This is a genomic window from Streptococcus sp. HMSC077D04, assembly GCF_001808785.1.
GTDB lineage: Bacteria > Bacillota > Bacilli > Lactobacillales > Streptococcaceae > Streptococcus > Streptococcus mitis_BX.
In genome coordinates this window covers 1-13034 of sequence record NZ_KV794516.1, presented here as the reverse complement: position 1 = coordinate 13034, position 13034 = coordinate 1, and the positions used below count along the sequence as shown (strand labels likewise).

Sequence of the window (13034 nt, the reverse complement as noted above, 5' to 3'; positions counted from 1 at the left end):
TATCTGCAACCTCAAAGCAGTGCTTTGAGCAGCCTGCGGCTAGCTTCCTAGTTTGCTCTTTGATTTTCATTGAGTATAAGACAGTGTTTATGAATTCTTGACAAGAGGATTTGTATATCATCAGGCAAACCATAGATTGTCAATTCGCTTTCTATGGTTTGTTTGCTTGAGAGAAATAGTAAAAGGAGAATAGAATGAAAGTATACACAGAGCGTGTATTTGGAAATGTTGAGGGCAAGGATGTCTTGGCCTATCGCTTTGAGACGGACTGTGGCTACCAGCTTGAGATCATGACTTATGGTGCGACTATCTTGCGCTATGTCACACCTGACAAGGCTGGAAATTTTGCCAATGTTATTTTGGGATTTGATGACTTTGATAGCTATGTAGGCAATAGTCCCAAGCATGGAGCTAGCGTAGGTCCTGTGGCGGGCCGTATTGCAGGTGCGACCTTTGAGCTAAATGGTACGACCTATGACCTTGAAGTAAACAATGCTAGCAATTGTAACCACAGTGGTTCAACAGGTTGGGATTCCAGTTTGTTTGAACCAGTTGAAGTGAGCGACCATGGCTTGACCCTCTACACAGAGCGTACAGATGGGACAGGCGGATTTCCTGGCAATCTCAAGATTTGGATTAGCTACTATTTGGAAGAAACTGGTGCCTACGAAATCAGCTACAAGGTAACGACCGATCAAGATACGCTGGTCAATCCAACCAACCACAGCTATTTTAACTTGTCTGGTGATTTCACGCAGACGATTGACCGTCATGTCTTCCAACTAAACACAGAGGGCATTTACCCAATCGCTCCCGACGGTGTTCCTGCCAAAACTCCAGATGCTAATCGTGATGTAGTGAAACACATTTATAATGGTGTCTTGTTGAAGGATATCTTTGCAGAAGAAGACGAACAAATCCAGCTAGTATCTGGTTTGGACCACCCATTTGCCCTTCCTGCAGGTCATGACAATGCTGGTTTCCTTTATGACCAAAACTCAGGTCGCTTCTTGCTTTTCAAGACAGAGGCTCCATGCTTTGTAGTCTACACAGCAAACTTTGTGGATGAGAGTGTCATCATAGGAGGTCAGCCAATGGTACAGCACAATGGGATTGCACTTGAAGCGCAAGCTTTACCAGATGCCATTCACAGTGATCTCAAAGACCAAGTCATTCTTAAAGCCGGTCAAACCTTTACAAGCAAGACACGTTATGAGCTTGTTGTGAAATAAAAATTTAGAAATATGATAGGTGTTCCAGAAGTTAGGTATCTAATTTTAGGAATGCCTTTTATTATTCCCTTATTTGCATATCTATCCCTAGAATCTTTTAAAAAGTTGATGTATAATGGGAAGAGTTGTATATTTTGCTATAAATTAATATGCTAATTTAAAAATGTAAAAAGAGGGGAATATGAATTTCAAAACTAGTGGAGAAAAAAGACAGAATTTCTCATTGAGAAAATTGGCAGTTGGCCTTGTATCTGTAGCAGTTGCGTGTTTCTTTTTGATGGGAACTGGCCTACAGACTGTATCTGCCCAAGAATCTCATGCCGTTAATTATACTTATGTTTTAGAGTCGGATTTGACTGATGAAGAGAAGACTCTCTTAGTTACATCCCTACCACAAGTAGCGGAAGAAACAGATGCTACCTACTATCTTGTTTATCGAGCAAATCAAGTACTACCCAACACAGGAGCTAGCTCTTCTCTAGGAACTGCTGCCTTAGTGGCAGGCCTTAGTTTATTGATTGTAGTAGTTCTTAAGGGACGTGATGGCAAGAGTAAGATTAGTCGATTCTTGTTAGTAACCAGTCTAGGAAGCCAGTTGCTGTCTCCAACTGTCCTTGCCTTGACTAGCGAAACACTAGCTGCTTATAACACTCAACTATCGGTTCAGGCAGGAGATGCCTTGCCAGCCCCGGTTGATATTCCTGGTTATACATACATAGGATATGTGAAAAATAAAGTAGACGTTGTTAAGCAATCAGATAAACAGAAGGCGCATGACAGCAAGTCTAACTTAGAAAATGTAGATAGCTCAACGATAGAGGAACAACAAGGAGGAACACCTTCTCCTATAGAGTCTCAACTACAAAAAAACAATGAAACTGTAGTGCAAGCAAAGGGGAGCCAAGAGCCGGGTCATGAGGGCGATGCCCTAGTTCAACCCGTTCAACCGACTTATACAGAACCCGTTAGCACCCAAGGTACACAAGAGTCAGGTCATGAAGGCGAATCCCTAATCCAAGCAGAGCAGCCGTCTTATACAGCCCCAATTAGTACCCAAGGTACGCAAGAGCCAGGTCATGAGGGCGATGCCCTAGTTCAACCCGTTCAACCGACTTATACAGAACCCGTTAGCACCCAAGGTACACAAGAGTCAGGTCATGAAGGCGAATCCCTGGTTCAATCAGAACTACCAGTTTACACAGGTCCTCAGGAGGGAGCTCCAGTTGAGCCAACAGTGCCAGAGTCTACAGAAGTTGTTAGCAGTAAGGGCACGCAAGAGCCCGGCCATGAGGGTGAAGCCTTAGTTCAACCCGTTCAGCCATCTTACACAGCTCCAATTAGTACCCAAGGTACGCAAGAGCCCGGTCATGAGGGCGAGGCTCTAGTTCAACCAGTTCAACCAGCCTACACAGCATCGATCAGTACTCAAGGCACACAAGAGTCAGGTCATGATGGTGAGGCTCTAGTTCAACCAGTTCAACCAGCGTATACAGATCCAATCAGCACTCAAGGTACCCAAGAGTCGGGTCACGAGGGTGAGGCTGCTGTAGTAGAGACTCTTCCTGAACTGCCTTTGACAAGCAATCATCGTACAGTAACAGAAACCATTCCTCATGAAACTGAAGAAATTGAAGATGCGACTATCTTAAAAAATCATCGAGAAATTGCTCAGGAAGGAAAAGACGGTTTACGGACAATCGAGTATGAAGATTATCTCGTAGATGGTAAGGTGGAAGCTAGCAAGGAAATCTCACGTACAGAAGTAGAACCAACCAAAGAGATTGTCAAGGTTGGCAGTCTTGTTAAAACCAAACCAACAGTTGAAATCACCAATCTTGTTAAAGATGAGAGCAAAAAAGCAGTAGCAGTCAACTACCGCTTAGATGACCCAACGTCTGCTTTTGTTAAGGCCAAGGCCCAAATTTTTCAAAATGGAACACTGATTAAAGAAGTGGATTTGAAAGATTTATCCGTTCAGCAAACGATTGATGGTTTGGACTACTATACTCCTTATACAATTAAGACTTACCTGACCTATAATCTAGGCCAATCTGATCAGGAAAATACAGAAGTATCAACGAAAGATTTTCAATTGGACTATAAGAAAATTGAAATCAAAGATGTGGATGAAGTGGGGCTCTATGGTAAGGAAGATGGTCACTACCGTCGCTATCTGAATTTATCAGAAGTACCAAGTGATTTGTCACCTTATTTTGTCAAAGTCAAATCAGATAAGATGAAAGAAATGTTGCTACCAGTTAGCTCTATTAAGGAAACAGAGGATGGGAAGTACAAGGTAACCGTTGCCTTCAATGAACTGGTTCAAGAGAAAGATTCAGCATACAAGGATAACTATAGCTTCACAGTTGATAAGCAAAAGCTTGCCAAGGACGGTGTCTATACTTCTTTCAAGAAACTGATTGCTGCCATGCAGGGTAATCTAGCTGGAACCTTTAAACTTGGAGCTGATATGACAGCTGATGAAGTGTCCTTAGCTAAGGGACAAACCAGCTATGTGACAGGCACTTTCACTGGTAATCTTATCGGTGCGAGTGATGGGAAGCCGTTTGCGATTTATGACCTCAAGACAGCCTTGTTTGATAACTTGACCAAGGCTACTGTGAAAGATATTGACCTTAAAGCAGTAGCGATTAAGAGTCAAGATGACACAGCCAGCCTAGCAAAAGTGGCTACTAACAGCCAGATTAGTAATGTAGCTGTAGAAGGTCAATTGTCAGGTAGCAAGTCAGTTGCAGGTTTGGTAGCCAAGGCTCAAGATACAGAAATTACTAATAGTTCCTTTACAGGTAGCATTCAGGACAAGCATACGGATGCTTCTCCTTACTATGTGGGAGGTATAGCAGGACTCTTATCTGGTAATAAGGCTAAGATTGATAAGGTAGCTGTTGATACAAGTATTTCTAGCAATGCCCGCAACAATGACCAATTTGCTGGAGGTATTGTAGGGAAAGTTCAAAGTGGTGCTTTGGTCTCTCATGCACTAGCAAGTGGAACCATCCTCAATATGACAACCTATCCACGTGTCGGAGGTATAGCTGGCTCTACATGGCAAAATGGCCGTATCCATCATGTCGTTAGCATGGTTAATACTGGAGATGGTTATGGCATCACAGGAGACCAATATAAGGGAGCGGACATCAAAGATGCTAGCACTGTTGTTGAGAACAATAAGGCCGATCTCTATGAGACCCCAATTACCCAAGACCAGGCCAGAGAAAAGGTCCAGTCTTATGGGATGACAGTGACACTAAACGATACAGGTCAAACACTCAAGGACAATCAACGAAGTGTGGACTATACTCAGTTAAGCCAAGGCCAAGCTAGTCGAAAAGTTGCTTATCACAATATAGAGAAATTGATGCCTTTCTATAACAAAGAGTTAGTGGTTCACTATGGAAATCAAGTTGATCCTACTGATAAGCTTTATACTACAGAACTGCTGGATGTTGTACCAATGAAGGACAATGACATCATCACAGATATTCAGGCCAATAAAGTAGCTATCAATAAACTGATGTTGCATTTTGCTGATAATACAATCAGTTATCTGGATGTCACCTACAAAGAAAACTTCAAAAATACACAAATTGCAGAGTACAGCGTAGCAGGTAAAAACTTTATCTTTACACCAGAGGCCTTTTTATCTGACTATACAAAAGTGACCAATCAAGTTCTAGCAGATTTGCAAGGGGTCGAATATGACTCGGTAGCCATGAGAAGAGTTCTGGGTATTGAGGCAGATGCGTCGCTTGATCCGCTATATTTGGATAAAGAATTCGAAAAAGTTCAGGCTAATATCGGCGAACATCTCCGTAAAGTGCTAGCCATGGACAAGTCTATCAATACGATGGGAGATAGTGTAGCAACCTACATCAGCGAAAAAATCAAAAACAACAAGGAAGCTTTCTTGCTTGGTTTGACTTACCTCAATCGCTGGTACAATATCAACTATGATCACATCAATACCAAGGATCTCAATACCTATAAGTTTGACTTTGATGGCAATAGCACAGCTTCAACCTTGGATACCATCATTGCCCTAGGTCAGAGCGGTATGGAAAATCTCAAGGCATCAAATAATATAAGTGCCTATGAAACAACACTAGCAGCTGCAAAAGGTCGCAAGACAGTGACGGATTTACTAGAGTCTTACAGAAAACTCTTCCTACCAACTAAAACCAATAATGAATGGTTGAAGACGAATACCAAGGCCTATATCGTAGAGAGTAAATCAGCGATTCCAGAAGTGCGTGCCAAACAAGAGTCAGCAACACCGGATAGTAAATATACACTGGGAGTCTATGACCGTATTACGGCGCCAAGTTGGAAATTAAAAAACATGCTCCTACCGCTATTGACATTGCCAGAAGAGGATGTTTATGTGATTTCAAATCTTTCTACCTTGGCCTTTGGTGGCTACGAACGCTACCGTGACCGTGTTAATAATACAGTCTTATCAGGAGAAGAATTGCGTCAGTATGTCCGTGCTAAGGTCAACCAGTCGGCTGAATGGCAACGAGACCACTACGATATCTGGTACCATCTCCTTTCACCAGAATACAAAGAAAAACTCTTCCGTTCAGTCATGGTGTCAGATGGCTTTGGTATGAAAGATAGCAATAGCAAGTATTACTGGGCTACCCTGTCTGATAAATCCATTGCTTCTATCTACAACTTCTTTGGACCAACTGGTAAGTGGTATGGGGAAAGCAAAGGAGCTGGAGCCTATGCCAACGGTTCTGAGGTCCACTATGTCAGCGACCGCCTGTTGGATAAATACGGAACATCAGTCTATACCCATGAAATGGTTCATAATTCTGACGGACATATTTACTTTGAAGGAAAAGGTCGTCGTGAAGGATTGGGAGCAGAGTTGTATGCCTTAGGACTGTTGCAATCTGCTGACAGTCTAGATAAGGATGCTATTGTCTTGAATACTCTCTATAAAGGGGATAAGGATTCACCAACTCGCTTGCATACTTATGATCCGACAAGCCGCTTCACATCAGCCGCAGCCTTGCAAGAGTATGTGCACGGTATGTACGATGTCTTGTACACCTTGGATGCTATGGAAGCCAATGCCATTTTAACCAAGTCTAATGATGTCAAGAAAAAATGGTTTAGAAAAATAGAGAATTTCTACATTGAGGACAAGTACCATAAACAAACTCATGCTGGAAACTCTGTTCGTCCATTGACAGATGCTGAAGTAAGTAAACTAACCAGTCTGGATGCCTTGATTGACAATGATATCATCAACCGTCGGGCTTACCGTGATAAGAGCGACTATACTCGTAATGGCTATCATCTGATCAGCATGTTCTCACCGATTTATGCTGCCCTCAGTAATCCAAAGGGTGCGCCTGGTGACATCATGTTTAGAAAGACAGCCTACGAATTGTTGGCAGAAAAAGGTTATCAAGATGGGTTCTTACCATATGTATCCAACCAATATGTAGAAGAAGCTAAACGAAACGGGGACATTACCTATTCAGATTGGCTTAGGAAAGATGTGGGACTCATTACTGATAGTCTCGTCTTGAAAAATGTCTTTGCCAACCAATATGGTTCATGGGCTGATTTCAAGAAGGATATGTTTAATAAACGTATTCGCAAGCAAGACCAGTTGAAACCAATCACTATTCAGTATGAACTTGGTGTACCAAACAGCAGCAAAGAGATTACAATCCGTTCAGCTGCCCAAATGCAAGAACTCATCGATCAAGCAGTGGCAAAAGATGTGGCGAACATTGACCGTACGACAAGCCATGCTCCTGCAAGCTGGGTACACTTATTAAAACAAAAAATCTACAATGCCTACCTACGTAGCACAGATGATTTCAGAGAATCGATTTATAAACAATAAGAAAACTCCCCCACGGTATCCTGTCTAATCCAGTCTATCTTGCAGATGGTCAGTCTTTGTGATAGAATAGCATAAAGTCCTTTTGAGGGGGAACTTGCTAGGAAATCCCCAAGCATTGTAACGGATGAACCACCCTCGCCTTTTTGTGAGGGTGGTTTTTCCTTTGTAAGCAGAAAATAAGAGAGAAAGAGTCTACATCATGTCGAGAATTGTCAGCATCCATCCAGCCAAGGAAATCCATCGTTATGGCTTTGAGAGTACCCAGGTCTATCGAGCCCATATAGCACGACATCTGGGTTTGGAATATGTCCACCTTGTTTCGAGCCCTCAGCTTCGTCCTGACTGGAAGAAAGACTTGATCAAGTTAGGATTTTTAGAAAAAGAACTGATATGTGTTCCGCATAGTTTTTCAGATATAGGCCATGCAGACTTATCAGTGAGACCAGAAAGTCTAACGCTAGCAGACGGAGATCAGGTGGAGCTCAATGAAGATGGTTTTGTGGCCTCAGTTACCTTAGGAGATGGCTCGGGGAGATATTACTACACCAAGGGTCCCTTCTTGTTTGAAGATTTCAAGGAGAAGGAACTTCGTTGGTATCATGAAAATGGAGAACTGGCCCTGGAAGGACGCTTTATCGATCCCTTCAAAGAACCCTCTCCTGTCACTATCTTTTACCCAGAATACATCTACCGCATAGGAGGAGAAATCCGTTCTGAAGAGGACTTGTTAGTGAAGTTTTTAGCCAAATGGGCCCAGCAAACCGACCTCTTCATCCGTGACCAACAAATCGTACCCAAACCCAGCCTTTGGCGTTACATGGAAAACACGGATAAAAATTATTATGAAGTCGTCCATGAAAATGTCATGCGAGATTTACGCCTCGCCAATCTGCGCAAGACAAACAAATACCTAGTTGCCAGTGAAATGTTGACTGATACTTTGGCGAAACAAGGGTATGATACCAAGTTTTTACCACCAATGTTTACAGAAAAATTAGGTCAGCTAAGAAAAATTGGACCTGTTTTGGACTATTGCCTAGTGGGTCATATGGGAGAAGGCAAGAACGTTGACCTTGTCATTGAAGCCTTTATCGAACTCTACAAACGTGGCTCCGAGGCCCAGATTACCTTTTATGGTGGTACAGAGGAGCGTCTGGAGGAACTTCGTAATCGCTACGATCTGCCACCAACCATTCACTTTAAAGGGATCGTTAACGAAGTACCTTATCATCTCCACCAATGCTATTTGTCTGCAAGTTATACAGAGTTATTTGCTAATGCCTGTATTGAAGCCTTGAGTCAAGGTTTGTTAGCCTTGTTATCTGATGTGGAGATTGCCCATCGTTTTTATGCCAACCAGTCCAATGCCATCAACTTGTTTAAAAGCAAATCAGAGTTGATTCAAAAGATAGAAGAGATGGAAGAGCCTGATTTTTATCTATCGAATGAAAAAAATCTAGCCTTAGCCTCTCGCTATTCTCTGGAAAAAGTAGCTCAAATATACAGAGAACTATTAGATAGGAACTTCTAGGATGTTGGGAATTCTAGTCACCCTATTGCTCTATTTCTACTTGATTTCCTGGATTGCCTATTGGAAAAAAGGGAGCGAAGAGGACTATTATCAGGTTAAGAAAGCTGTTCCAGTGACAGTTTTGGCCTTCTCAGTCTTTGCGACCTTACTCAGCCCCATTTCCTTTCTGACTCTGGTGGGGAATGCCTATACAGGTAGGTCCTATCTCTGGTTTGCCCAGTGTGGCATCTTTCTAGCCATTCCACTAGCTCATCGCTATTTTCTGCCCCTCTATCAAAAGGGAAACTATGAGACAGCCTATCATCTTTTAGAGGATAAGTTTCAATCGGCTGGCATTCGTTCACTGGCTTCAGGACTTTTCATCCTCTACCAGTTGGGGCGAATAGCAGTGGTGACCTACTTGTTGTCTCAAGCCTTAGAGCCCTTTATCCCTATCAATTAGCTGGTCTTGTCAGGTTTACTCCTTCTTTTGACGGTCTATTATCTGGCAAGGGGTGGTCTCTGGGTTGTGCTGTGGACGGACTTCTTTCAAGGCTTGGTCCTACTGGCTATATTGGCCCTCTTTCTACCAAGAATTGCCCAATCTGGTTTAGTCGTGAATAGCAGTCAACAGCTATCTCACTTTGCAGAGACTCTGGATGGGAAGATGGTCTTTATCTTAGTTGCAGGAGCAGGTTTTAGTAGCTTGTTTTCCTATGTTTCTTCGCAGGATATCGTCCAACGTTTTAATAGCAAAATAGGGCGTCAGAAGATTGGAAAAATCTTATGGCTACAGGGACTCTTGTCCTTTGGGATTGCTAGTCTACTCTATCTGATTGGCTGCTTGATTCGTCAGGAAAATTTCGCTACCAGATCGACCAATCCTGTCCTCATTGCTTACGCTCGGGAGAGTCTGGCACCTTGGTTTGGTAGTTTCATCATGCTGGCTCTCTTGGCAGCAGGTCAATCCACAGTTTCTTCTAGTATGAATGCAATCGTGACCTGCTTGAAGTTGGATTTCGCTTGGACAAAAATTCGCTGGTCGCCAAGCCTCCTATCCTTTGTCTTAGCAGGTCTGTCCTGGCTCCTCTGCCTCTTACTCATGAGTGCAGAAATCTACTCCATCTACGAATGGATTAACGGCTTTATGGGTCTGACTTTAGGTGTGATTGGCGGTTTGTACCTCTTGGTCTTACTCCTCAAAAAACCGAGTTTACAACTAGCTAAAATCTATCTGGTCTTTAGTCTAGGAGCCTTGGTCCTCTATCATTACAGTGGTTTCTTTGCCAACCCAAATCCTTGGTTAAATAGCATCATTACTACTTTATCTGCTCTTTTTATCTCATTTCTAGGAAGACTATATGAAAGCAACATCTAAACCCATAGCCGTCATTTTGATCCGTTCGGGTTCACGCGGCTTAGTGGATAAAAATATCAAACCGCTTGCAGGCAAACCCTTGGTTTTCTATACCATAGAAGTCGCTCTAGCCTCCAAGCTATTTAGTGATATCTGGATATCCTCAGACTCACTAGCCTATCTAGAACTCTGTTGTCAAGCCTATCCAGAGATTCGTTGTGTCCACAGACCAAAAGAATTGGCCTTGGCAACAACCTCTAGCTTAGAAACCTTACGCGACTTTTTACAGCCCTTTGAGGAAGAGCAGGTCTTTGTCAATCTACAGGTGACTTCACCTCTTAGAGAGGTAGAGCATCTCATCGAGTCCTATCAACTTTACTGTCAGTCTGGCGCTGACCATTTGATTTCCTGTGTTAAGGCGGACAAGAGTCGTAGTCTTTACTTGCAGTTTGCGGAGTCGTCATTTATCCATCCCCCTCAAGTTTCCAAGCACTATGCTCGGCAGAAAGAACCTGTCTATTACTATCCCAACGGTAGTATTTGGATTTCTCGCAAGGATCGTTACCTACGAGATGAGACCTTTTACACGGATAAGACAGTAGCCTATGAAATGCCCAAACTCTATTCTTATGATATCGACGATGCCTTGGACTTTGAAGTCGTTGAGACCTTGCTGCATCATCACCACCTAGGAGAATCAAAGAGATGAAACACCTCATCATTGCCACAACGCCCTTGCAGGCCAAGATTGCACAGCATATCAAAGGACTCTATCCTGATCAGGAATTTGTCAGCCTTTATGTCAGTCCTGTAAAAAATGCTCGTCAGGAGCATTATGCCAAGGGTTTTGACCACGTTCACTATCCTCAGACGGCAGAGGACTTGGTTCAGATTTGTCAGGAGCTGACCGGAGACTATGACACTATCTTTTATGCTAGTTTTGACAATAGCTTGGTGCTGGACTTGGTTGCTAGCTCTACTTACCAACACCTCATGAGTTTCGATGATGGCTATGCAGATATTTATCCTTTGGGGATGTACGCTTGGCCTCTCCAACCAAGTCAGGTGGGTTCTTTGGGCTTGACCAGAGATGACCTGATTGAGCGGACGGAAAAACACTATACCCTCTATCGCAGTGACTACCATGTCGTGGCTAGAGAGAAGCTAGTCTATCTGGAGCATTTTTTTGACCTGCCCCAAGCACCCGTTTCAAATGGTAAGACGGTTAAAGTCCTGCTGGGGCAAAAGTTCTCTGAAGAGGACGATCAGATCTCCATCCGCTTTATCAGTACCTATGCCAAGGCCTTGGCCATTGACCTCTATCTACCCCATCCCAAGGAAACCTTTACTATCCCTGATGTGACCTACTTGGAGACGGAGCTGATCTTTGAAGATGTCCTAGCCCAACTCATCCAAGAATACGAGTTCGTTCATGTCTATCATTTTACTTCGTCTGTCAGCCTGCACTTAAAAGACCACCCTTATGTGGCCATTACAGGTATTTCTCTCCCCTACTATGAGGATCGTCAAAAAGAATTGCGACGATTAGGTTGTCAGTTTGAAATAGTTTCACTTGGCTGGTAGTATAAATGTATATTTTTAAACATGTAAATCCATGCATCTGTATGGATTTTTTATATATAAATATAGTTAAAAACTATAGTTTGAATGATCAAAAAGTAATCAAATTTCTTGTGTGAGAGGTTTTGAAATGTTAAAATAGGAACGTTAGATTTTAAAGTTTATCAATTGTTGTTTACTATAAAAATGTGGTGAATTTTGGAAATTATGCAAAAAATAGTCGTAAAGGATACTAAGGATGTTTATAAATAAAAAAGAAAAATTTTCCATTCGTAAGTTTAAAGACGGTCGTTCAGACTCAGTCAAGATCGGTACAGTCGGTCTGATTGTCGGTGCAGCCCTTGCAATGGCAGGACAAACCCAGACTGTAGAAGCAGCGATGAAAGAAAACAGCGACAACACAACAACGATCTCAAATGATAAGGGGTCAGTAATTGTAGATACAGCTAATATTGAGAACCCAGATGCAGGTAGGCAATTTTCAACTGATCCAACTGCAGAGGGAACAAATACAATTACTAAAACAGGAAAAGTAGATTACAAATACGTAACTGCTGAAGGAAATACTGTACTAGAAGAAAACAAAAACCAAAATTCTGGTGCTGATAAAACAATCGAAACAACATACGATGTATACGGTAAATCAGGAGAAGTTTTCAAAGAAACTACAGGTGGCGATGCAGAAGATAGCGACCTAAACGACGCTAAAGAAAACGGTAAGAAAGCAACAATCGAAAAAGATGGGAAAACTTATCACCTAATCGGAGAACCTAAGGTTGAAAACACTGGAAACGGTGGAGGAGTGTACTCTGACACAACTCTAGGTGATGTAACCGCGAAACTTACTCCAGAAGGATTAAGTAATGCAGAAGGTAAAATCACTTATGATACTGTAAAAGCTGGTGGAAAAGCTTGGATTGTTGAACAAACAGGAAAAGGAACATATGGTAAATATGTACAAGCTGATTCAGGTGCAATCACTTCTGATGCTAAGATGGTAGAAGCTTTCAAAGCTGGAGAAGCTGCAGCAAAAGACTTCACTTCAGCTAACGTAACAGCTGATGGTGGAATCAAAGAAGGAGACTATGTTTTCGTCCTTGAGAAAAATACCTATGTAACAGCTAAAACTGAGAGTTTCGCTTTAACAGCAAGCATACAATTGACATCTAGTGATAATGTAGCAGATGATAAAGATGGATCTGGGGCTACTGTAAATAGAACATATGCAATGGTACAAAACTTTAAAGCGGCTCCAGATACTTTAACAGGAGTAGCAAACAAAACTCTTGTGAAAGGATATCTTGCATATCTTCACGAAAAAGGATTTGAAGATAACCTCCTTAATTTCAAACGATATATTGCTTTAGGAATAGGGGCAAAAGCTGGTGATCCTTACGCGATTATTGCTGATAAGGGAGATCAAGTTGATGATAAAGGAAGACCTACAAGTGATATAACAGCTGATAT

The 13034-nt window shown here is 42.3% G+C and carries 7 protein-coding genes and 1 pseudogene; all 8 read left to right on the top strand.

Annotation, left to right across the window (positions count from 1 at the left end):
- Positions 1-194 precede the first annotated feature (194 nt).
- The gene (locus tag HMPREF2701_RS02695; protein ID WP_070482041.1) at positions 195-1232 is read left to right on the top strand and encodes an aldose epimerase family protein; all 1038 of its coding nucleotides are present in this window, start codon (positions 195-197) and stop codon (positions 1230-1232) included.
- Between the two features lie 181 nt (positions 1233-1413).
- A complete protein-coding gene (locus tag HMPREF2701_RS02690) occupies positions 1414-7119 on the top strand; it encodes a ZmpA/ZmpB/ZmpC family metallo-endopeptidase (protein ID WP_070482040.1) in 5706 nt (1901 codons plus the stop codon).
- A 199-nt stretch (positions 7120-7318) separates the two neighbouring features.
- Complete coding sequence (locus tag HMPREF2701_RS02685; protein ID WP_061590481.1) at positions 7319-8650, top strand: glycosyltransferase; 1332 nt, start codon at positions 7319-7321, stop codon at positions 8648-8650.
- Position 8651: 1 nt separating this feature from the next.
- On the top strand, positions 8652-9092 hold the full coding sequence (locus HMPREF2701_RS11420; protein ID WP_225902341.1) for an SLC5/6 family protein: 441 nt from the start codon (positions 8652-8654) through the stop codon (positions 9090-9092).
- A gap of 66 nt (positions 9093-9158) precedes the next feature.
- Positions 9159-10007 carry an SLC5/6 family protein gene (locus tag HMPREF2701_RS11415; protein ID WP_257375284.1) on the top strand — a complete coding sequence of 283 codons (849 nt, stop codon included), beginning with the start codon at positions 9159-9161 and terminating at the stop codon, positions 10005-10007.
- Positions 9991-10695 carry an acylneuraminate cytidylyltransferase family protein gene (locus HMPREF2701_RS02675; RefSeq protein WP_049502313.1) on the top strand — a complete coding sequence of 235 codons (705 nt, stop codon included), beginning with the start codon at positions 9991-9993 and terminating at the stop codon, positions 10693-10695. The genes HMPREF2701_RS11415 and HMPREF2701_RS02675 overlap by 17 nt, the downstream gene beginning before the upstream one ends.
- Entirely contained in the window at positions 10692-11570 is an 879-nt protein-coding gene (locus HMPREF2701_RS02670) for a glycosyltransferase family 52 (protein WP_070482039.1), read from the top strand. Before HMPREF2701_RS02675 ends, HMPREF2701_RS02670 begins: the two co-directional genes overlap by 4 nt.
- 235 nt (positions 11571-11805) lie before the next feature.
- Positions 11806-13034, top strand: a pseudogene (locus HMPREF2701_RS02665) (muramidase); the annotation flags it as partial.